This window comes from Actinocrispum wychmicini, assembly GCF_004345645.1.
In the GTDB taxonomy this organism is placed as follows: Bacteria; Actinomycetota; Actinomycetes; order Mycobacteriales; family Pseudonocardiaceae; genus Kibdelosporangium; species Kibdelosporangium wychmicini.
Window position 1 is genome coordinate 352,111 of record NZ_SLWS01000006.1, and the last position, 19,857, is coordinate 371,967.

Genomic DNA, 19,857 nt, shown 5'->3' on the forward strand with positions numbered 1-19,857 from the left:
TCTCCTTCACAGGACGTCGATGGACGGAAGGGCGCGCGGACGGTGGTGTGCGCCACGGTGGGTGACCCGTGCGGCACGGCTGTTGGACATCGCCTGCCGGGCGCCAGGCCCGTCATGGCCGCGTGCGGCGTGGGAACGCACGTTGCGGTTCATCAACTCGGTGAGGGTGTCGATGGCGCGGGTGATTCGCATCCGTTCGGCGCTGTCGCCGGGGTCCTGGCCGTTGAGGAACCGGGCGGTGAGCGCGGCCTGGTAGCGGTTGTTGAGTGCGGGCCACGCGGAGCGGAGGTCGGCCGTGCCCGCGTCGAAGCTGTCCTGGTCGTCGTGTAGCGCCCCGTGATGCAGCAGGCCGCGGACCTCACCGGGGCCGTAGCGGTAGTTGCCGCTGTGAACCTCATACTCGGTGCGGTAGCGGGTGGCGATGTGCTGGCCGATCTTGCGGAGCACCGTGTGCCGGGCGGCCGGGTCCATCGCGATGACGTTCTCGACGTAGTTGTCAGCCAGCAGAGCCAGGCTGATTTCCTGGATGGCGTCGTCGATGTCGATGGTTCCTTGCCAGCCGGACGCGGTGATGCGTGCGGCTTTCTCGATGTCTGGATAGATGGTGGTCAGGTCAGGCTGCGTCACGTCTGTGTGTTCCCCCTGGTTTGGTCCGAAGTGGATAGATCTGACCGTCCACGGCAAACCGGTTGCTGATCGCGATGGCGTCGACTTGGACGTGGTTGCTGGTGGCGTGCACGATGCCGAAACCCATCTGCCAGTTGGCGGTGGCGCCGTTGAGGTATCCGGCTTTCCGGGTGTCCATCAGGTGCCCGACCTCGAACCCGGTCAGGGTCCGGCTGACCTTGCCGTCGTAGCCGGTGGTGTGGTGCCCGATTCCTAGCCGGTGGGTGTGGCCCATGATCACGCTGCGCCCGAACTTCTTCGCCGCCCCCAGGGCGGTGTTGCCGGCGACTTGGCTTAACGCGATCTTGCCGAGGTGGCCGTGGGTCATCACCCATCCCGAGGCCACGTCGTAGAAGTCCGGCAACAGCCGGATGCCGAACCCGTCGAAGTCCAACAGCGACGGCAGGGTGAACGCCCCAGACTCGGCTAAGGCGGGCGCGTATTTGGCCAGGTAGGTCCTCGGCCTGAGGTCGTGGTTGCCCTCGATCACCCCGACCGAGCCGCTGTAGGCGTCCCTCAGCGGTTGTAAGAAGTTCTTCTTGGCGTAGTCAGAGTCCGCGAAGACCGAGCCTTCGTATTCGGCCGCGGAGCCTTTGGACCAGCGTGAGGGTTGTGGGTAGTCCATGAGATCGCCGATGTGCACGACCTCGTCAGGTTGGTAGTCCCCAATAAACCGGATCAATGCGGTAACCGCTGGCCGGTGTTCGTAGGGGATCTGGGTATCGGAGATGACCACGATGCGCCTGGTCTGGGCGGGTAAGTCCCCCGGTGTCACGTCATCCTTTCTCGTAAAGCTGCCCGCCCGTGGCTGACCACGAGCGAGTTCACGTCCTGTCCATCGGGCATGCCGACGCCTACGGCGTTGGGCAGCTCGGCCAGGAGCTTGTGGGCGAACATCCGCCCGGCCTTGTCCCCGTCGTGCATGACCCACACTCGGGCGTAGCCCAACAGCGGTTCCCGGAAATGCCTGCGCCAGGCGTCCGCTCCGGGGACCCCGACGGTGGGGATGCCGCATAGGGTGGCGGTGATGGCGTCGATCTCGCCTTCGGCGATGCCGATCTCGTCGTCGTTTCCGACGAGGGCGAGCGTGTTGAACAGCCTTGGTGGGTCGCCGGGCAAGCTCATGTACTTGCCGTGATCGGTGTGCTCGCATCCCTCGCGCAGGCACCGGAACCGCATGGTGGCTACCGACCACTGTCCATCTAGTGTGGACCTGAGGTACGGGATGGCGAGCATCCCTCGGTAGGGCTCATGCCCGGGTAGTGGGTCAGCGACGTAGCCAAGGCGGAACTTCGCGGTCTCGTCCTTGACGCTCGGCCCGAGGAGTCCTCGGTTCGCCAAATGCTCGTCTGCCGGGCTTCCGGCTAGTGCCGCGTGGTACCGGCTGGTAGCTTCGGCCAAGGATTTCCTTCGCGCGGGCGACAGCCGCGCCATAAGCTAACCTCTCCTCTGTCCTGATAAGACTGATCACGTCCCCTTTCCGTCCGCAGCCGTGACAGGCGATGGCGCCCTTGGTGTAGCTGACCGACGCCGACGGCCTGCTCTCCGCGTGGAACGGGCACAGGCACTTGATCCACGCCTGCCCTCGGTCTTCAGGCGGTTCCCAGTCGGGGTAGTAGTGCCGCACCACGCGCACGATCGGCGCGGCCAAGGACGATGGTTCAGTCATGACCATCGCTTCCGTTCAGCATCCGCAGGGCTGGCGGATCGGTCAGATACGCGATGGCCCGCTCGAACGCGCTGACGTCGTCGCGCAAGTGCCCGAGGACGTCACGGTTACACGGCTTGCACAGCAGGCCACGGACTTCCCCGGTAGCATGGTTGTGGTCCACGGCCAGGCGTTTGCCTCGGCCGGTCGCTCGCCGGCAGATGGCACACCTACCGCCTTGCAGGGTGTACAGGGCCGCGTACTGCTCGGCGGTGATGCCATAGGTGGCCTGGATGTGCCGTCCGTGCGCGGCCTGTCGGCGGGCCGCCAGGATCTGGCGGTGGTGTGTGGCGCACCGCGGCCCCGGGTGCGGTGCCGGACGGCGAGAACCCCCAGGGCAGTCCTTACATCGTCGTCTTATCCCTTCCCTCCCTTCATCAGGCGGCTCGGTCGCGGATCAGCATCCGATCGGTGTCGAAGTCAAGTTCCACAAAGGACATGCCGGACGCGTCCATCCGGCCGCCCCGGTTCTTGACGGTGCTCACCGCGAGGGTGTCCGGGCCGTAGTCGTCCGCCCGGCGATGCATGGTCAACACCAGCTCAGGGACACGTGCGATCTGGCCTTTCACCCCCGACAGCGGGATGGGCTTGTCCGAGTCGTTGTACGGGCCGGTGACGTGGTGCAGGCCGATCACACAGGCTTCGGTGTTGCGGGCCATGGTGTGCAGGTAGTCCATCAGGCCCTCCAGGCCGGCGAACGGGTCGCCGTCGTCCTCGCTCATCCCGGATCGCACGTTGGTGACGTTGTCCACGATGATCAGATCCGGGTAGTCGCCGTAGACCTCTTCATAGGCTTCGATCGAGGTCTCGATCCGATCTAGCGTCGGGCTGGCTTCGTAGTTCAGCCGGATCGGCAGGCCGGTCAACGCTGTCGTGACCTCGCTCAACCGGTCGCTCAGCACCAGCTCGGCCGCGCTCGCCAGCGGCATGCCCGTGAGGATCGACACTGACCGGGTGAGTTGGACGAACGCGTCACTGTCGGCCGAGAAGTACAGGCAGGTCGCCCGCGACCTGAGCGCCAAGGTCAGCGTGAACGCCGACTTGCCGGTCCCCGGCCCGGCCGCCACAAGCACGAGCTGACCCCGCAGGAACCGGGTCCCCGCGTCGTTCAGAGTCTGGAACACCACCGGGAGCGGCTCACCGGCCGCGCCCCGCATCCGCCGCGACTGCAACAAACTATGCACCTAAGCGCCCTTAGCTGGCCACGGCGGCCAAGTGGTGGATGATCCGCTCACGCAGCCACGGCAGGCTGGCCACCCGCACCCGAGTGCGATAGTCCACATGCTTGCGGCCCCGGCCATCGACGAACGCCGTGTTGGGCGGCACCTCGAAATGTTTCGCACACCACTGGTAGGGCCGATACCCACTCTGGCCGTGCCGCTCATCGGTCTTCAGGTCGATCAACAGCGCCATGTCGACCAGCAGCTGGAGAAGGTGGTTGCGGCCCAGGCCGCCGGTCACCGGCCGCAGTACCTTCGCGGCCTCCTCCATGCTGTAGCTGTTGGCCGCCTCGCACACCTGCTGACCGAACGCCACCAGCGGCCGGTCTGCCTCCCGCGCCGCCTCCAACTCGGCGTTCGTCGCCGCGAGCGCGAGGCGCTGTTCCCGCTCGGCCTTCGCGATCTGCGCGACCTCGATCAACTTGTCCAAGACGGTGTCCGGGTCGCTCAGGTCCAGCTCGGCCGGCGAACCGGGGGCGATGTAGGCGCCGCCGGTCTTGCGGATCGTCGGCAACACCTCGTGCGTCACCCACCGCTTGAAGACCTTCGCCTCCGGGCGCTGGCTGTGCAGGACCAGTGAGTACAGCCCCGCCTCGCTGACCAGAGTGGCGGACTGGCGAAGGTTCCCCGCCCGGGGTGCGAAGATCACGCCCTCGGGCTGACCTGCGGAAACAGAGTCACTTGTGATGACGACTCGCTCGTCCTCGTCGAGGTACCTCGTCGTGTCTGCCGCCTTGCGGTAGCCGAGGACCGTGGACACGTCAGCCGCGACGAACCACGGTTCTCCCTCCCTCAGCACCACCCGGACGTCGTTGCCGTTGAAGTTGAAGATCTCAATCTTGCTCATGTTTCATCCTCCGTTGAATTTGCATCGGATCAGGACGCGGCCGGGCACAGCTCGGCTCGGCGCGTCACGATGGGATCTGCCCCGTGGGCAGAGGAAACCCCGCGACCAACGCTCTGCGGCGTCGGATCAGCGAGGAGGTGACGGGACGCGGCTCCACGAAGCCGCCATCCACCTGATGAACAAAGGGGGTCCGCGGACGTCCGCCGCGAACGGCTATACGGCGGCGAAGGTGCAGGCGAACGCGACCGGGCACATCTGACACGCCTGGCCAGGGTCTGGGTCAAACCGCTGCGCGCGGACTGCCTCGTCCATGACGCCGTAGGTGTCCACGAGCCGTTCCCGCGACCAGAACGTCAGCGGATAGGGGACGGTGGGTTTGCCTTGGCGGCCCATCCAGTAGTCCCCGGACTCCACCCGCACGCCGTAGGTCGCGCGCAGCGCCTCGGCGTAGGTCCCAAGCTGAAACCCGTCACCCGGCAGTCGACCGGACTTGATGTCCCGCACCACGACCCCGCGCGTGGGGTGCTCCAGCACCCCGTCGATGAAGCCCTTAACCCGGACCCCGTCCAGGTCTATCTCGAACGCCAACTCCACCGCCGGCCGACCCTCCGGCGTGGTCCAGATCCGCTCCTGCGCGTGCTCGCGGTAGTACTCGACATACCGCCGCACCTGCTCGGCCCCGAGCCCGAACCGACGTTCGATGTCCTCGCCCCCGGCATACCGGCCACTGGCGAACCAGTAGCGGTGATTCGGGGTGTCCTCCGACAGCCGGTTCACGTGCGTCTCGTAGCTCAGCCGGTACGTGGCCAGCACCTCATCCTCAGGTGTCTGCCGGTCGGACAGCTCCCAAAACTCCGCCGCTTCGTGCACAGCTAACCCTTGCGCCAACCACGCCGCCGGCCGCTGCCACACCCGCGCAACCCGATGCAGGTAGTACCGGTACGGACAGTCCGCATACTCCTTGACCTGGCTTACCGACCGGTGTTGGACAACCATGAGGTTCCCACCTCCTCCGGCAGTCGCTGCCGGGGAACGGGACTGTAGTGACAGACATGCGGAAACGACGGACAGTGCTCGTAGAGCCACACTACGGAACGCTCAACCGCTCCTCTGAACATCTTCAGGTCTTCTTGCTTGTACGAGGCGATCGACTGGTAGCACGTGGTCGACAAAATGTGTTGAACTGGCCGGTAAATCCCCCAATCCATTCTGACGTGGACGCTACGGCAGATCTCTAAAATACGAGGTCCGTTGTCATCTAAGCTTGTAATCGATGCACTCAAAAAGGGAATTCTGTCAACAACGGCAACGCAAGTTACGGACAAATCCAGTTCCTTTGCAAGTGCGCCCCCAGCACGCAGTTATGGTCTATCGTCTGGCATGCTCCAGATAACCTCTGCCTCATCTGGAATCGCCAGGTGCGTGTACTCGTTCAGCCTGATGAGAAGTTCGCCATCACTAGGCAGTCGCGGCACGGTCGCCCAGCCGCCGTACTTGTTGTGGGCGTCTGGCGGTATCTCCGGGTCGAACACGACAACCAGGTTCCGCTCGTGCAGCTTGTCCAGGAAGGACCTGAGGCGCTCACGCTGGTTTTCAGTCAGCCGATCAGATCCCAACTCAACCCATTTGAGATACTCGGCGATTCTTCGATAGATGGCGGCTTCCTTGAATTTCGAATCCATGTTAGGCCATGGAAAGTTGTCCTCGACGGCCTCCCTTGGTGTTCTGACTCGATGCGCGGCGGACCGTGCAAGGTTGCTGATGGTCCCCTTGGAAACTCCATATCTTTCGGCTATGGCGGTTTGAGTTTCACCTCCAGCAATCAGCTCGTTCACTATCTCGGGAGTGAGGTCCGTTTTTCGTGGCCGTCCACGGCCTCGTTTCGTTTCGGTCTGGATTCCCGAGTCAATGTTTTCGCTTGTCACGTGCATCACCTCACGGGTGAGGATATCACTGGGCACGTGTACAAAAGGATGGATTGACAGGGCCAAGCTCCGTGTGGTTATCAGGTCCGCAGGGCCGAATCCCGCACGATACGGGGGCCGTTCGCGGTCGGGGGGCTACTTCGCCTTGGCGGAGAAGGACGGCGCGGCCTTCTTGGCTGCCGTACGCCGAGCCGGGGCGGCTGGCGTCTTGCTGCTGGCCGGCTTCGCCGTGGCGGCCTTCTTGGCGGCCTGGGCGGTCGCCGGGCGGATCGAGGCGGCGGCGGTCTTCTTGGCCACGGTCGCCGTGACCGGCCTCGTAGCCGGTTTGGGGTAGCAGGGGCCTTCGCGGCGGGCGAGGTTGTCACGTTGCGCTGCTCCCACGCGGTGATCACCAGGCCGGAGAGGCGCCCCCGGGCGGAGACCGTCATGCCTTCGGTCTTCGCCCACTCGCGGATCTGCTGGAGCGTGTCCTTGTCGTACCCGCTGGCGGTGCTGCCCTGGCCCACCGGGCGCTTGGTGCCCACCTTGACAGCGCTGTTCGGGCCGACCCGGCGGCCGGCGTTCACGAAGTCGCCCAGGACGGTTCGCAGCCGGGCGGCGCTGCCAGTGGTGAGGTCGATCTCGAAGCTCTGCCCGTCCAGGGCGAAGTACAGGGTCTCAGCGGCCTCGCTGACCCCGTCCAGGTCATCAATCAGAACGATCCGTGTAGCCATTGTGGTCCATACCTTTCCGTGCATACCTATTTGGGCTCGTGAATGGACACGGCGAGCACACGCCTCCGGGCGTGCGCCACCGAAACAATTCACCGAGTCCCACCCGTGAAACGGCTGGCGTCGTGCCCCGACGCCTCCCCTGAAAAGAGCCGATCATCCCTCCCGGCCGTCCTGTCTACTCCCCGATAGCGGCCAGTGCCACCTTTTTCGATCACATCACTCCATACGGAGTAGTAAAATGTCCTTTACAGTTGGACAGGTCGACACTGAGTTCACTCAAGCCTCTCCACCGTTCGGACGAACATACTCCCGTCCACGTAGCGGAGTCGCCGGTAGTGGCACGCCTGAAGATCTAGCGTTGCACCTGCACAACCATCCTCTGTGCGAGCGCCTACCACACTCCGCCGCTGGTTCACCCGCCGAACACGATCTGACCATCTCGTACAGTTGAACGCCGCCGAAACCTGGCCGGCAATAGACGTTTCCTGTTTTCCTTTCACCGGCCGCGAAACAATGCCACCACCTACGACAGGTGGCCAGTCACCCGCGTTCCGTACACGATTGTGGATTTTCTGTGTGCAGCCCCGACCTCAAGCCTTTCGGTAGTCACGCAGACACCGAACGACACGAACCCTTTCGTGCCGACCGGGCACCGCTAGAACGCACTGTTCTCCGCGCCGGCCTGGCGCCCCGCCCACACCGACACCAGCGACGCGAACACCGCGATCGCTTCCTCCACAGTGGTGACACGTTCCTCGGCAAGAACGTCTACTATCTGCCGGTCTTCCCAACACTCGACCACCACGTCCCACCCACCGACGACGGTGTAGTGCTGCTTCGCGTGCGCCCTGACCGCGGTGACCAACAGCGTCAGGCTCGTGGTCATGCCTCCGGGGTCTTCGCGTCGTTCGCCGGCCTCGGCCAGCAGCCGGACGTGCACGCCGCGTTCCTCCTGCATCCTCACTCGGTAGTAGCCCGGTCCACGGTCCTCGACCATCCACTGGTCGTGCAGCAGGCCGGCTGCGTCCCGCCCCCAGGACGGCCCAAACCTTCCCATGTCCGCACTGGTGAGATCCCGCGTCCGGCGGACATCCCGTAGGCCGTCCTCCGACAGGTACTCGAAGATCACAACTGTGATCATGTCTTTCCTCTCTGTGGTTTGTTCCGGCGAGCGGACACCGAAGCGGCACGAAACCCTTTCGTGCCAAACGGAATCAGCTACGCCCCGCTGTGGCGAGTCGTTCGGCTAGGTCAGCGGGGTTTGCGCTGTGTGCTCACCGCGCTTGCCCATGCCTTTCATGGGCAAGACGGAGAACCCGCAGGGCGGTTAGAACGGAGGGGTGAAGGGGCTGAACAGTTCGGCTGGAAGCCAGATGGCACCGGCCAGGTTGCCCGGATCGGGGGTGATCTCCTCGACATCCCGACGGCCGGGCAGGGTCCTGCCGACGTACCGCAGGTACAGCAGGGAGCGACCGTGGTCGTTGGTTCTGTGTCCCTCGACCGCATAGACCGAGTAGGTGCCGTCGGACCCTCGAACCTGCGCGATGACGAGTCCGTACCGTGTCACCGGACCGACTCCGGTTCGGCGGTGTCGCTGGTGCCCGTGGTGGGTTCCCACGGGTCCAGCTCCAGCCAGCAGGCGGTCAGGTCTGCTGAGCAGTACCGTTCCCAATGTCCTCGTTGGACCGGTGTCCCGGCGGCGGGCACGCAAGCCGCCAGGGCAGTCGCCAGGGCCAGGGCGGATGTTCGCAGGACAGTGCTTCGTGTGCGCGCCTTCATCAGTCTTACCTTTCTGTTGTTGACGTGACACGGCGCGGCACAGCTGATGCTCACCGAATCAAGCCAACACGAAAGGATGTCTCTCACGCCCGCCGAACAGGTTCCGCCGGACGCAACACGCGGCTGCGTGCGACGGAAACCATTCAGGCCAACCTGTCAACGGCGATTGCGGAACGGCTTAGATCAGTCCGAGGTCCTTAAGATGCTTAACCACGAAGGCTTCCACGTTGGACACGCTGTGATCACCAGAACGCATCACTGTCGAGAGGATGATGCACCCTTCAGGGAACACGTCGTTCGCTAAGCTCTTCAGTGGGATGCCGTAGGCGCTGCCGACTTTCAGCGAATCCTGAATCCGGGCGGGGTGTTCATGCATTGCGGTCAAAAGCATTCCCCGGAGGAACGCCGGATGAGCGTAGGCGAACATGACCATGGCCGGATCAAGCGCGTCGGCAGCGTCCTTGATCTTAACCATTTCACGGGCCGTTTCACGTCCGCTTCCCATACTCTTGGCCTGAGCGTCCGTATACAACTCGGTCCTTAGCCCGATTCTTTCGAGCGCATACACTAGCGAGACAACAGACTTGCCACGCTTAATCATGTCTTCTGTGGAAACGTCGTACGTCGCTCCAATATTCATCGCGAGGGAAACAACCCGTCCTGTCCTCGGAGTCTCGACAAGATGGTACGAGATCATATTTTCGGGTTCCCCGGACAGGTACCGGGAGACATCAACATCAGCCCCGCCAATATCGTAGCGCGACTGCCACAGTGGGACGTCATACGATCGCTCCACGGTCGCTACTGTCTCTTCTGCGACTCTCAGCGTGTCGTCTAACTGTACCTCCCAGCCGATACAAGCAAGCTCAAACAGGTGATCAACAGATCTGATATCTCCGAAGTATTCCGGTCGGCTATCGATCTCACGATCGTAAAGCACTTCTCGGTGACGTCGGACTACGGCAAGTAGGTCCGCGATCGAATCGAATTCAAGCCGGGAGTGATTACCATTAACGATGTGGCGCATGTCCAGTCTTTCTTTCGAGTGGCGTCGTCAAAGCCGAGCAAGGGCTTAGGGTTAAGGGTCATGTCCTTGCCTGACTTTGACGACGTCATCCGTTGATCTTGTTCCATTCGGTATCGCCCATGCCGCGCCGGACGCGCGCTTGCACGGCCGACTCCCAAGACCGGCCAGCGGCCAACAACCGGCACATACCGACCGACGCGCGGGGGGAAATCACCACGGGCATGCTGTGCGCCTCAGCGTTCGCGCGAAGCCCCCGAACGAACGTCAGCACCTGCTCAACCTGGTCGATCTCCAGCCCGGTCGAGTGGCACAGCTCGTTCTCCAGCGTCTCGTCGACCTCGATCGTTTCGACCGAGAACCGATCCAACGTCGCCGCGTCGATAGCCTGCCGACCCACGTAGGACCGCGTGGCGCCACGCCCGTAGGTGTTGGCGCTGGCAACGGCCCGGAAGTCCGGGTGACGCTTGACCATCTGGTCCGGGAACGCCATGTGCCCGTTGGCCAAAGCGGCGTTCATGACTGCCAGCACGGACGGGTGTGCGTTGTCCATCTCATCGAAGTGGAACAGCCCGCCGTGCTCGTACGCCTCACGGAACAAGCTGGGCACGTAGTCACCCGTTGCCTGCATGTACCCGAGCAACTGAGATGCGGGGGTCTGGGGGCTCAGGCTGATCGAATAGGACTTCAGCCCTAAGCCTTCCGCCGCCTGCTCAGCAATGGTCGACTTACCCGTTCCGGCCGGGCCGACCATCAGCACGTGCTCACCCGCCATCAGCGAGATGATCACGTCGCCGAGCTTGTGATGCGTGGCACCCGTGAACTCTTTGCGTTCACCGTTGGCACGCTCTACCACGGTGCGGGTCGGGAAAACGACGTTGGCGACGGCTTCCTTCACCATCGCTTCGATCTCGGCCCGGTCGACCTGTGGGGTGAGTGCTCCCACGAGCATGCCCAATGCTGTCTGAACGTCCGGCGACACGGGAGCGGGCACGGAAGGGGCCTCTCTGTCTTCATCTTCGGTCGGGCCGTCAAGTTCCATGTCCGGTGCCGGGTCCCCGGTGCCGTCAGTGGTGTTGCGGCAATTGTGGCGGCTACCGTCGCGCTCGATGAGCACGAACGATCCGGTGACTTCGCACCGGGGACAAGCCTTGTGATAGATCCGGTCGGTGTCGTGTGCCCAATACAGGTCGGACCGGCCGCACGAACGGCAGGGCTTACGCACAGTCCGTTCCGAGTGCTTGACCAGAACCATTGTCTCTATTCTCCTAGCGCGGTGGTGGCAGGTGTGGTTTCTCAGAGCCGTACACAAGACGAGTTGTGTACGGGTACTCAAAAACCAAACTGATTAGTGGGTGTGGTCTGCCCAGTTGCGGCAATTCCTGCATGTCACCCGTTCATCTGAGTGCATGCCCATTTCCTCCGCTGCGTCATCGGCGGTCAGAGCGGTAAACAGGTATTCGCGGTTCGCGACATCCTGGTGTTGAATCTCCGCGCGTCGCACTGCCTCAAGAAACCAGTCCCGCTCACGACCCTCGCAGCCTGCCATCCACCTAAACGACGGCGCCTCACTCAGTAGTTGATTGAGTGCCACAAAGTGGCCCATCGTGTGATATATGATGATGTGCTGAACAAGCTCTAACAAGGTTCCTCTTTCGTTGTTTGGTCTCTCAGAACCGCACACAGGAATCCTGTGTGCGGGTACTCAAAGTCCAAACTCGCGTTACCGCTGTTAAGCAAGGTTTTCTTGCTGGTCTATCCGCGAATACCGTCCGCTCACCCCCTCGCGGGGGTCATCGCACCTCGTTCATGTCGCTCACCCGGAAACCCGGAATCCTCGCGTGACACGTATTCGCCATCTCGTTTTTGGCGTAGGCAAATCCACTATGGAATTCTCAAAGAACGAATGTGGGTGGCCGGGTCCGCGCGACTCACGTGCTGAGCACTGACTGCGCCTTCGGGTTGCCGCCTGTTCCCTGTCCGCCGGTTCGCGATGACCCGCTCGGCCTGACACGAGAAACTTAACATCCGTCGTCGACGGGTGTCTAGAAAAACATTCAGCCATGTGACGGGGGTCACGTGATGCAGCTGGACCTGCTGGTCACGGCGTTGCCGCACTCGCTAGGGCGGTTCGAGCTACGGCCGCAAATGTGACCGTGGTCACTCACGTGTGACGGGGTTGCTGGCGCAACTCCCCGTTCTTTAGGGGAGGGACTGAAAGTCCCTCCCTACTAAGGACGGCCGGTAGGCCGTCCCTCAAAGGGCCGTTCAACGGCCCCATGAACTAGGGCCGCTACGGCGGCCACAGAGCGAACCGTGAGGTTCGCCTGCCACTGGCGTGGCAGTCGACCCCCAAGGGGAGACGGACAAGCCGAGTGGCGGAGCGCGCTTAGGGCGCGCCTCGAACTACCTACCTAGCTAGACGGCCTACTGCCGTCCCTACTAGGGCAGTGCCTCAAGGGCACTGCCAATAAGGGGACCCAAGTTTTGAGCTGGACAAGCTCAAGCCGGAAAAGCCGTCTCCCTGCCGGGTGGACGGCCCTACGGCTAGCAGTCCTCAAGCGGGACAGGTTCACCTGTCAGATACAGGGACCCGACTGCACTACCCACGCCACCGAGGTAGACCACCTAGTGGCCGGTGAGGATCACCGGCTAGAGAACCTACGGGCAGTGTGCAGTGTGTGTCACGGCGAGAAGAGCGCACAGGAGGGTAACCGCGCTAAGGCGCGGCTTAGGGCATTACGGCGCAGACCGGCAGACAGACACCCGGGAATACGAGCACAGGGAAAAGACACTCCCCCGGGTAGGCAACACAGGGGGTAGGGGTGCAGGAGTAGGCGCGTGCTTAGGGCACGCGCTTCCGGCATTACACGCTTGCGCGCACAGCTAGGAATGCACTAGATTCACGGGTGTTGGTTGACAAACTAAATAGAATTTCTCGCCCCTAGGGGGATAACCCCCACCCGGGGTTTACAGATCGCGGCGTATAGCGGCCCTGCGGCTATGTACGGGTTTCCAAGCCGTTGGTCCTGTCATCGGCCGCTCTGGCGACGGCCTTCACGTCGTGTGATTTCCCGCATGACTTCGGGGACGCGTTGACGTACAACTTGTTCAAGCGCCGTTTGGTTCTCCAGATGTGTCAAGTACCCAAGCCAGCCGCAGACGATAAGAACCAGGACGCCAAGCACGAACACCGCCGGCCAGGGTGCTCCAGCGAGGGCGCCGATCGCCGGAGTTCCGGAAAAGATCACCCTTGTCGCTCGCATACGCCTAGTAAATCTGATCGACTCCGTGTCGGCCTCCGTGCCACTACGGATGCGCTACGTATGAACTACGTGTGCCGATAGCGTGATCTATCAGGTCAATTCATCGACGGCCGGCGAGTCCGTCGTGTGGCTGAATGAGGCTCTGACCTCGCGCGGAGCACCTTGGCCGCGTCGCCGTCCGTGATCGTTTCCAAGGCCCGCATGTGCTCCACGTGCCGGAGGTATTGCACCCAGCCGTAGACGAGTAGTCCCGTGAGCCCCAGGACCATCACCGCGGGCCATGGAGCGCCGAAGGGCGCCGCGACCGCTGCTGGTGCCCCGGTGGCACCGAGTTCAGGCCAACGCATGCGGCCAGTATGGCCGCCCAACCGAGTCCGGACGATCAATCGGGTAGGTACATATTTGGGTAACCATTTCGGGTAAGCCATTTGGACTACATCGCGTCTCAGGTCGGCTCGTCAGCGTATGTCTGCTGGCTCATGTCGTACATCTACTTGGTTCGCCTTCGTCAGTTCGCGTTCGGCCGGTGGCGTCGATCATGAACTACTTGTCGGTCACGACGAACCGCTTCACCCACCACTAGCCGTGGTGGGGTCGGCGGTCAGATGTGGACTGGACAGCGGTAGAAGCGGACGAGTCGTCGATGGATCTCGCGCGGAGCACCTCCGCGACCATGCTGTCCGCGGTCTTCTTCAGCGCCTCTAAGTGCTCCACGTGCCGGAGGTACTGCACCCAGCCGTAGACGATCAATCCCAAGATCCCAAGAACCACCACTGCGGGCCACGGAGCGCCGAACGGCGCTGCGATCGCCGCTGGTGCTCCTGTGGCACCGAGTTCAGGCCAACGCATGTGAGGGAGTAGAGCAGACCGGCTGCCTCTTACGCGGCTAGACATCGCCCCGCATAATCTGCGAATAGCCTATGCGGGCGTATGTGCAGGTAGGCGCAACGTATGCGCATAAATTCGCATAGATATGCGCATAGCGCAGTTCGTCACGATGCGTTTCGCAACATCAGAAGTCAGTCATAGGGGGCATAGATGGGCTCGCGCGGCCCCGTACCGAAGCGAAGTGATCAACGCGTCCGCCGTAACAAGGATGAGACCGGCACGGTGGAGAAGCTTCCGGTCGTGGGCCAGGTGGCGGTCCCGGCTCTGGACATCGAGGACCCGCACCCGCTGATTGTGGACTTCTACAGCTCGCTGAAGGACTCGGCGCAAGCCCAGTTCTACGAGCCCAGCGATTGGCAGTTCGCGCGGTTCACGCTGCACTTCGCGAACAAGCTGATCCAGTCGGCCCGGCCGTCGAGTCAGATGCTGGCCGCGGTGAACGCGGCACTGACCGAGCTGCTTGTCAGCGAGGGTGCTCGGCGGCGGGTGCGTCTGGAGATCGAGCGCGAGCAGACCACGGCCACCGTGATCGACGTGGCCGAGATGTTCCGCCAGCAGTTGGCTGAGTAACCACTAGGGCCACAGGTCTGGCCGGGTTCCGAGCCGCGCCGCATAGGCGTGTCGTCTCCCCGGCTGGGCCTGTTCTCACGTAGCTCCTGTCGCCCGAGGATCGTCCGGATCGATCATGTCAGACTCCACAACTGGACTGATCTCCGTGAGCGCCTCTTGCGCCTCCCGATGCAGGTCAGTATCCGCTCGTTGAGCAGGTGAATATGCTTGAAGAAGTCGGGCAGCATCTTCACCATCGATAGGACGTACGCCTTCGCGTCGCTCCTTCAGATCCTGGCGAAATGTTTGCCACTCCATAACCATTCGCATCAGTTTGTGCAGACCGATCAACGCGCCAAGGCCGACAGTTATTGGCTGGGAGTTCGCGGCGAGTTGAACCAGCACTGTTTCCCAGGGGCTAGCCATTGAAGTGCGGACAATTGCGATGCGCTCCTGAAGGGTTGGGCGGAGTAAGTAGTCCCATCGTTCGCGCCCTTCAAGGCCCCCTGTGTCTAGGAGTGCTTCCGGCGGCTTTATTGCGACGCAATATCGCTGCAACGCACCTAGAGCGTCAACCTGCCTCTGAAAGTATGCATATTCGGGCACCTGACCTAGGTCAATAGCTACATACAGGAGTTGTGCGGCTGTTTGAACCCCTGGCGCAGTCGTCATGGCGGTCAAGATAGCCGATTTCGTGCACGGGATGTGCGACGTTCGGGTGGTGGTAGTCCATTGCCACAATTGATCAAGGAGCAACATGCAGGACGATCTCCTGCTGCGCGCTCCCAGTCACGTCATCGGCCCGACCTGGCGTCGGCTGCGCGCGGGTGGCTGGCACCTGCCCGAGCGGTCTCTTGGGTGGGGTGTCATCAACTGGCTTGCCGCGAACGTGCTGCAACCGGGCGGCCCGCGGGCGGGTAAACCGTTTCTGCCGACGTTGGAGCAGGCCCGGTTTCTGGTCTGGTGGTACGCGGTCGACGAGCGCGGCCGGTTCGTCTACCGCTCGGGTTTGTTACGCCGGCTGAAGGGCTGGGGTAAGGACCCGCTCGCTGCGGCGATGAGCTTGGTCGAGTTATGCGGCCCGGTCGCGTTCTCCCACTGGGACAACGGCACGCCGGTCGGGAAGCTGCGTGATTCGGCGTGGATTCAGATTGCCGCGGTCTCCCAGGACCAGACCCGCAACACCTTCAGCCTGTTCCCCGCGATGGCGTCCAAGCGCCTGCGGGAAGCGTACGGGCTGGAGATCAACCGCACGATCATCTACTCGAAGTCCGGCGGGATGATCGAGGGTGTTACGTCCTCGCCGTTGGCGTTGGAGGGTAAGCGGCCGACGTTCGTGGTGAAGAACGAGACGCAGTGGTGGATCGAGGCTAACGCCGGGCACACGATGTCCGAGGTCATCGCGGGCAATGTGGACAAGGCCGCCTACGGCGGATGCCGATCCCTCTCCATCTGCAACGCGCACGTTCCCGGGCAGGACTCCGACGCCGAACGCGACTACGACGTCTACCAAGCGGTGCAGGCCGGGCAGGCGCTCGACACCGGGTTCTTGTACGACTCGATCGAGGCCCCGGCCGACACTCCCGTGTCGGAGATCCTCTCACCGGCCGAGGACCCGGAAGGCCACGAGGCCGGGATCGCCGCGCTACGGGCGGGGCTGGAGGTCGCGCGTGGTGACGCGGTCTGGCTGGACCTGGACACGATCGTCGCCTCGATCTTGGACATCAAGCGTCCGCTGACCGAGTCGCGCCGGAAGTTCCTGAACCAGGTCAATGCGGCCGAGGACGCGTGGATTGCTCCGTATGAGTGGGACCGCATCCAGTCGGATGTTCAGCTCGCGGCCGGCGAGCGGGTCACGCTTGGGTTCGACGGGTCGAAGTCCCGCGACCACACGGCGCTGGTGGCCTGCCGCGTCTCGGATGGGGCGTTGTTCTCGCTGAAGGTGTGGAACCCCGAGCTGTACGGCGGTGAGGTCCCGCGCGACGACGTGGACGCCACGGTCCGCTGGGCGTTCAGTCGGTTCGAGGTGGTGGCGTTCCGCGCGGATGTCAAGGAGTTCGAGTCCTACGTGGACTCATGGACTCGGTTGTATCACCGCACGCTCAAGGTGAAGGCGACGCCGGGGCATCCGATCGCGTTCGATATGCGCGGCAACATCAAACGCTTCGCGCTGGACTGTGAACGGTTCCTGGACGCGGTCCTGGAAGGCGAACTGGCCCATGACGGCGCGGCGGTGCTGCGCCAGCACGTGCTCAACGCGCACCGGCACCCGACCACGTATGACGCGATCTCGATTCGCAAAGCCAGCAAGGACAGCTCGCGGAAGATCGACGCCGCGGTCTGTGCGGTGCTGGCCTTCGGTGCCCGACAGGACTTCCTGATCTCCAAGAAGAATCGCAGTGGAAAGGCAGTGGTATTCCGGTGACGACCCCGACTCGTCTGCTGGATCACGTCCAGCAACTTGTGGCCGACTTCGGGTCGGCGCAGACCGGCCTGGCCGACAACGTCCTGTACTACGAGGCGCAGAAGCGCCCGACCTCCATCGGGGTGTCCACTCCGCCGGAGATGCGCGACCTGTTGGCCCAGATCGGCTGGTGCCGGGTCTACCTGGACTCGCTCGAAGAGCGGCTGGATATCGAGGGGTTCCGGATGGCCGGCCAGCCGAAGGCCGATACCCGGTTGTGGGAGTGGTGGCAGTCCAACCGCCTGGACGAGGTCTCCAGCTACGCGCACACCGAAGCCCTGATCCATGGCCGCGCCTACATCGTCGTCTCGGCACCCGACCCGGACGACCCGTTAGCTGACGCTAGCGTTCCGGTGATCCAGGTCGAGTCGCCCAGCACGATGTGGGCGGACATCGACTACCGGACCCACCGGGTAAAGCGCGCGGTCCGGGTCATCAAGGGAGACAGCCCCTTTGGGCCGCCGGTTCCGGACTACGTCACGATCTACCTGCCGGACTCCACCACCGGCCTGCTCCAGGGCGGGGCCTATGGGTGGACGGTGGACTTCCACGTCGACCACAACCTCGGCGTGGTCCCGGTGGTGCCGTTGTTGAACCGGTCGCGGTTGACCGAACGCTACGGCCGCTCGGAGATCACGCCCGAGCTGCGGTCGGTGACCGACGCTGCGGCCCGGACGATGATGAACATGCAGGCGACCGCGGAGTTGATGGCGGTCCCGCAGAGGCTTCTGTTCGGGATCAAGCCGGACGAGATCGCCGATGACCCCAAGGACAAGCGGAAGGTGTTCGAGGCGTACATCGCCCGGATTCTGGCGTTCGAGGACCCGGAGGGCAAAGCCCAACAGTTCACCGCCGCCGAGCTAAGGAACTTCACCGAAGTCATGCAGGAGCTCGCCAAGCAGGCCGCCACGTACACGGGCCTGCCGCCGCAGTATCTGGCGTTCGCCAGCGACAACCCCGCCTCGGCGGAAGCCATCCGGTCGTCGGAAAGCCGCCTGGTGAAGAAGGCCGAACGCAAACAGCGGATCTTCGGCGGCCCGTGGGAGCAGGCGATGCGGATCGCCCTGCTGGTGATGGACGGGACTATTCCCCGCGACGCGCGGCGGATGGAAGTGCTCTGGCGCGACCCGGCTACCCCGACGTTCGCGGCGAAGGCGGACGCGGTGGTCAAGCTGGCTACCGCCAGCACGCCGGACGGGCGGCCGATCATCCCGGTCGAACGCGCCCGGATCGATCTCGGCTACAGCGCCGAGGAACGCCGCCAGATGGAGACCTGGGACAAAGACAACCCCGTCACCCAGCTCGCCGCACTGACCCGCCCGGCCGCGCCCCGCTTCAGCGACACCCCCAACGACGATCAGCCGGTGCCGGAGGCCGCGTGACCGCCGAGGACTACGCCCTGGCCCAGGCAGTGATCACCGCCGCCCTAGTGGCGACGGTGCAGCGCCTGCTCACGTTCTTCCGGATACCGGGCCTCTCGCTGCGGGACTGGTTCACACTGCTGGACCTGCTGTACCCGTACGTGGAGGAGGCCCGGACCCGGTCCGCAGAGCTTGCCCGCCGGTTCTACGACCAGCAACGCAACCAGCACCACCCTGACGAGCCGCGTCACGATCTGTTCCTCGCGGAGTACCGGCCGGACTGGTTCCGCGAAGCGATGGAGCCGGTTCGGACGGCGTTGAGCAGGCCCGGCGCGTCGCAGTCCGCGGTCGCCGAGGTGGCGTTGCGGGCCGCGACCCAGGTGGAGAACGGCGGACGCCGCACCCAGCTGCGTGCCGTGGACTCCGACCCCGCAGTGGTCGGGTGGGCGCGGGTGGCGACCGGTCGGGAAACGTGTGCGTTTTGCCTGATGCTGGTGTCCCGTGGCCCGGTGTATGTCTCGGCCGAGGGCGCCGGGCTGGACACCGATGACACCAGCGCCCACGACCTGATCGCCGCAGGCGACAAGGCCGCGTTGGACGAGGTGATGACCCGATGGCACCCCGGCTGTGACTGCAAAGTGGTCCCGGTGTTCAACCGCGCCGACTGGCCGGGCCGGGACGCCTTCGTGCATGCCCGCCGGATCTGGGCCGAGCACACCCAAGGCCACACCGGGACAGCGAAGCTCAACGCGTTCCGCCGCGCACTCGACAGCGGCATCGTCGACATCCCGGCGATGTCCTTAGCCGCTTAGCGGCTTAGCCCTCTTCTCCATCCCCCTTAAGTGTCCCAGGTGGACGCTTAACCTCGACCTGCCCAGAAGGCAAGGCACATGACCGACACCCCCACCCCCGCCGTCACCGCTCCGGCCGCCGCTGTTCCCGCCACCGTGGCCGGTCCGGCTCCGGTAAGCGAGCCGCAGGCGGTGGACCAGCTCCCGGAATGGGCGCGTACCGCGCTGACGAAGGCCAACAGCGAGGCCGCGCGGTACCGCACCGAACGCAACGACGCGGTCAACGCCACGAAGGCCGACCTGACGGCCGCGTTCGAGACCCAGCTGGCGCAGGTGACCGCCGCACACGAGGCGACCAGGGCCGACCTGGCGAAGGCCGCGGTGGACATGCTCAAGGTGCAGGCCGCGCTCGCCGCCGACGTCCCAGCGGCGTCCGCGTTGGAGTTCGCGTCCCTGCTCCAGGGCAACACGCCGGAAGAGATCACCGCGCATGCCGCGAAGGTCAAGGCCCTGTTCGGTGGCGTGACCGCCGCCGCGGCCCGTACGCCTGCGGTGGATCTGTCCCCGTCTGGCGACAACAACCCGTTGGCGCTCAACGGGGATCCGCTCCTGGAGAGCCTGAAGAACAAGCTCGGCATCTAACCCACCACCGAAAG

22 protein-coding genes and 1 pseudogene are annotated in these 19,857 nt (G+C 63.9%); 5 read left to right on the top strand and 18 right to left on the bottom strand.

Annotation, left to right across the window (positions count from 1 at the left end):
- Window positions 1-6 precede the first annotated feature (6 nt).
- The 17 genes and pseudogenes from EV192_RS27815 to EV192_RS54080 all read right to left on the bottom strand — a co-directional run bounded on the left by EV192_RS27815 (window position 7) and on the right by EV192_RS54080 (window position 13,904).
- Entirely contained in the window at window positions 7-627 is a 621-nt protein-coding gene (locus tag EV192_RS27815; RefSeq protein ID WP_132120496.1) for a hypothetical protein, read from the bottom strand.
- The gene (locus EV192_RS27820) at window positions 614-1,441 is read right to left on the bottom strand and encodes a metallophosphoesterase (RefSeq protein WP_132120498.1); all 828 of its coding nucleotides are present in this window, start codon (window positions 1,439-1,441) and stop codon (window positions 614-616) included. The genes EV192_RS27815 and EV192_RS27820 overlap by 14 nt, the downstream gene beginning before the upstream one ends.
- A complete protein-coding gene (locus EV192_RS27825) occupies window positions 1,438-2,007 on the bottom strand; it encodes a toprim domain-containing protein (protein WP_424923392.1) in 570 nt (189 codons plus the stop codon). The genes EV192_RS27820 and EV192_RS27825 overlap by 4 nt, the downstream gene beginning before the upstream one ends.
- Window positions 1,934-2,341 carry a CHC2 zinc finger domain-containing protein gene (locus tag EV192_RS57450; protein ID WP_424923393.1) on the bottom strand — a complete coding sequence of 136 codons (408 nt, stop codon included), beginning with the start codon at window positions 2,339-2,341 and terminating at the stop codon, window positions 1,934-1,936. The genes EV192_RS27825 and EV192_RS57450 overlap by 74 nt, the downstream gene beginning before the upstream one ends.
- Window positions 2,328-2,735: an endonuclease domain-containing protein gene (locus EV192_RS56045; protein ID WP_132120501.1), complete on the bottom strand. Its 408-nt coding sequence runs from the start codon at window positions 2,733-2,735 to the stop codon at window positions 2,328-2,330. Before EV192_RS56045 ends, EV192_RS57450 begins: the two co-directional genes overlap by 14 nt.
- Window positions 2,736-2,751: 16 nt before the next feature.
- Window positions 2,752-3,549, bottom strand: coding sequence for a DnaB-like helicase C-terminal domain-containing protein (locus EV192_RS27840; protein WP_243727111.1), 798 nt, complete (start codon window positions 3,547-3,549; stop codon window positions 2,752-2,754).
- 19 nt (window positions 3,550-3,568) lie between these two features.
- On the bottom strand, window positions 3,569-4,441 hold the full coding sequence (locus tag EV192_RS27845) for a BRO family protein (protein WP_132120505.1): 873 nt from the start codon (window positions 4,439-4,441) through the stop codon (window positions 3,569-3,571).
- A 213-nt stretch (window positions 4,442-4,654) separates the two neighbouring features.
- Entirely contained in the window at window positions 4,655-5,437 is a 783-nt protein-coding gene (locus EV192_RS27850; protein ID WP_132120507.1) for a RecB family exonuclease, read from the bottom strand.
- A 365-nt stretch (window positions 5,438-5,802) separates the two neighbouring features.
- Window positions 5,803-6,366, bottom strand: a complete 564-nt coding sequence (locus EV192_RS27855) for a helix-turn-helix domain-containing protein (protein WP_132120509.1) — start codon at window positions 6,364-6,366, stop codon at window positions 5,803-5,805.
- Window positions 6,367-6,501: 135 nt separating this feature from the next.
- The gene (locus tag EV192_RS56050) at window positions 6,502-6,747 is read right to left on the bottom strand and encodes a hypothetical protein (RefSeq protein ID WP_243727112.1); all 246 of its coding nucleotides are present in this window, start codon (window positions 6,745-6,747) and stop codon (window positions 6,502-6,504) included.
- 41 nt (window positions 6,748-6,788) lie between these two features.
- Window positions 6,789-7,103, bottom strand: a pseudogene (locus EV192_RS57170) (histone-like nucleoid-structuring protein Lsr2); the annotation flags it as partial.
- 631 nt (window positions 7,104-7,734) lie between these two features.
- Complete coding sequence (locus EV192_RS27870) at window positions 7,735-8,220, bottom strand: hypothetical protein (protein ID WP_132120511.1); 486 nt, start codon at window positions 8,218-8,220, stop codon at window positions 7,735-7,737.
- A gap of 186 nt (window positions 8,221-8,406) precedes the next feature.
- Complete coding sequence (locus EV192_RS27875; RefSeq protein WP_132120513.1) at window positions 8,407-8,646, bottom strand: hypothetical protein; 240 nt, start codon at window positions 8,644-8,646, stop codon at window positions 8,407-8,409.
- Window positions 8,643-8,858: a hypothetical protein gene (locus tag EV192_RS27880; RefSeq protein ID WP_132120515.1), complete on the bottom strand. Its 216-nt coding sequence runs from the start codon at window positions 8,856-8,858 to the stop codon at window positions 8,643-8,645. The genes EV192_RS27875 and EV192_RS27880 overlap by 4 nt, the downstream gene beginning before the upstream one ends.
- 178 nt (window positions 8,859-9,036) lie before the next feature.
- Window positions 9,037-9,885, bottom strand: coding sequence for a DUF7192 family protein (locus EV192_RS27885; RefSeq protein ID WP_132120517.1), 849 nt, complete (start codon window positions 9,883-9,885; stop codon window positions 9,037-9,039).
- 85 nt (window positions 9,886-9,970) lie between these two features.
- Entirely contained in the window at window positions 9,971-11,137 is a 1,167-nt protein-coding gene (locus EV192_RS27890; protein ID WP_132120519.1) for an AAA family ATPase, read from the bottom strand.
- Between the two features lie 2,590 nt (window positions 11,138-13,727).
- Window positions 13,728-13,904, bottom strand: coding sequence for a hypothetical protein (locus EV192_RS54080; RefSeq protein ID WP_165960638.1), 177 nt, complete (start codon window positions 13,902-13,904; stop codon window positions 13,728-13,730).
- 282 nt (window positions 13,905-14,186) lie between these two features.
- Between EV192_RS54080 and EV192_RS27900 the strand changes: the two genes are divergently transcribed.
- A complete protein-coding gene (locus EV192_RS27900) occupies window positions 14,187-14,606 on the top strand; it encodes a phage terminase small subunit (protein WP_132120523.1) in 420 nt (139 codons plus the stop codon).
- A gap of 75 nt (window positions 14,607-14,681) precedes the next feature.
- Here EV192_RS27900 and EV192_RS27905 read toward each other — a convergent pair whose 3' ends face one another.
- A complete protein-coding gene (locus tag EV192_RS27905) occupies window positions 14,682-15,257 on the bottom strand; it encodes a hypothetical protein (RefSeq protein WP_132120525.1) in 576 nt (191 codons plus the stop codon).
- 85 nt (window positions 15,258-15,342) lie between these two features.
- Here EV192_RS27905 and EV192_RS27910 point away from each other — a divergent pair, with 85 nt between their 5' ends.
- The 4 genes from EV192_RS27910 to EV192_RS27925 all read left to right on the top strand — a co-directional run bounded on the left by EV192_RS27910 (window position 15,343) and on the right by EV192_RS27925 (window position 19,843).
- Window positions 15,343-17,010 carry a hypothetical protein gene (locus EV192_RS27910; RefSeq protein ID WP_132120527.1) on the top strand — a complete coding sequence of 556 codons (1,668 nt, stop codon included), beginning with the start codon at window positions 15,343-15,345 and terminating at the stop codon, window positions 17,008-17,010.
- Complete coding sequence (locus EV192_RS27915) at window positions 17,007-18,431, top strand: phage portal protein (RefSeq protein WP_165960639.1); 1,425 nt, start codon at window positions 17,007-17,009, stop codon at window positions 18,429-18,431. Before EV192_RS27910 ends, EV192_RS27915 begins: the two co-directional genes overlap by 4 nt.
- Entirely contained in the window at window positions 18,428-19,222 is a 795-nt protein-coding gene (locus tag EV192_RS27920) for a VG15 protein (protein WP_132120530.1), read from the top strand. Before EV192_RS27915 ends, EV192_RS27920 begins: the two co-directional genes overlap by 4 nt.
- A gap of 78 nt (window positions 19,223-19,300) precedes the next feature.
- Window positions 19,301-19,843 (top strand): hypothetical protein, encoded by a 543-nt coding sequence (locus tag EV192_RS27925; protein WP_132120532.1) that lies wholly within the window; start codon window positions 19,301-19,303, stop codon window positions 19,841-19,843.
- Window positions 19,844-19,857: the final 14 nt, after the last annotated feature.

Excerpts from the sequence above, each read along its gene's own strand:
- EV192_RS57450 (WP_424923393.1), bottom strand. The coding sequence starts at position 2,341 with ATGGTCATGACTGAACCATCGTCCTTGGCCGCGCCGATCGTGCGCGTG.
- EV192_RS27845 (WP_132120505.1), bottom strand. The coding sequence starts at position 4,441 with ATGAGCAAGATTGAGATCTTCAACTTCAACGGCAACGACGTCCGGGTG.
- EV192_RS27850 (WP_132120507.1), bottom strand. The coding sequence starts at position 5,437 with ATGGTTGTCCAACACCGGTCGGTAAGCCAGGTCAAGGAGTATGCGGAC.
- EV192_RS27870 (WP_132120511.1), bottom strand. The coding sequence starts at position 8,220 with ATGATCACAGTTGTGATCTTCGAGTACCTGTCGGAGGACGGCCTACGG.
- EV192_RS27880 (WP_132120515.1), bottom strand. The coding sequence starts at position 8,858 with ATGAAGGCGCGCACACGAAGCACTGTCCTGCGAACATCCGCCCTGGCC.
- EV192_RS27885 (WP_132120517.1), bottom strand. The coding sequence starts at position 9,885 with ATGCGCCACATCGTTAATGGTAATCACTCCCGGCTTGAATTCGATTCG.
- EV192_RS27890 (WP_132120519.1), bottom strand. The coding sequence starts at position 11,137 with ATGGTTCTGGTCAAGCACTCGGAACGGACTGTGCGTAAGCCCTGCCGT.
- EV192_RS27900 (WP_132120523.1), top strand. The coding sequence starts at position 14,187 with ATGGGCTCGCGCGGCCCCGTACCGAAGCGAAGTGATCAACGCGTCCGC.
- EV192_RS27905 (WP_132120525.1), bottom strand. The coding sequence starts at position 15,257 with ATGACGACTGCGCCAGGGGTTCAAACAGCCGCACAACTCCTGTATGTA.
- EV192_RS27910 (WP_132120527.1), top strand. The coding sequence starts at position 15,343 with ATGCAGGACGATCTCCTGCTGCGCGCTCCCAGTCACGTCATCGGCCCG.
- EV192_RS27925 (WP_132120532.1), top strand. The coding sequence starts at position 19,301 with ATGACCGACACCCCCACCCCCGCCGTCACCGCTCCGGCCGCCGCTGTT.